Origin of the sequence: Streptomyces sp. NPDC059695 (genome assembly GCF_042733785.1) — a bacterium.
Classification (GTDB): domain Bacteria; phylum Actinomycetota; class Actinomycetes; order Streptomycetales; family Streptomycetaceae; genus Streptomyces.
The window spans coordinates 354490-355114 of the sequence record NZ_JBHWFF010000002.1; the positions used below are offsets into that span (position 1 = coordinate 354490).

Consider the following 625-nt stretch of genomic DNA (forward strand, 5'->3'; position numbering starts at 1 on the left):
GGGGGGGGTGGTGGGGCGCGCGCGCGGGGCGCGCCGCGGCGCGCCGCGGGGGGGCGGGGGGCGGGGGGGGGGGGCGGGGGGGGGGGGGGGCCCCCCCCCCCCCCCCCCGGGGGGGGGGGGCCCCCCTCCACCCGGCACGAACTGCTGACCTTCGACGACCCGGTCGCGTCCACGGGCTTCGCGATCCCCGAGCCGTTCCTGGAGCTGGCGGGAGCGTGCATGCGGGCCGCGGTGGAGCGGGCCGAGGAGGTCAGACGGATCGTCCCGCGGCACGCGCTGCACCGGCTCGAAGGAGGGCTCCGGATCCCCGGCCGGGCCCGCCTCGCGGAGGCCATCCCCTTCAAGATGATCCTCGTCGACCGGACGGTCGCCGCGATCCCGCTCGATCTGGAACTGCTGTACAACGGGCTGCTGCTGATCCGGGACCCGGTCGTCGTGCAGGCCCTCGTCCGCGTGCATCACGCCTGCTGGGCGGCGGCCGAGGAGCCGGCGTACGCGACACCGCCCGGGCCGCCGCCCCGTGATCTGCCGGCGCAGCTGCGCCCGGTGCTCGACGCCCTCCTGTCGGGGGTCACGGACGAGACGGCGGCCGCCCGGCTCGGCATGTCGGCGCGGACGTACAGCC

1 pseudogene is annotated in these 625 nt (G+C 79.0%); it reads left to right on the plus strand.

Going from position 1 to position 625, the window contains the following annotated elements:
• Window positions 1-219: 219 nt before the first annotated feature.
• Window positions 220-625 (plus strand): annotated as a pseudogene (locus tag ACFV2S_RS04180) (DNA-binding response regulator); the annotation flags it as partial.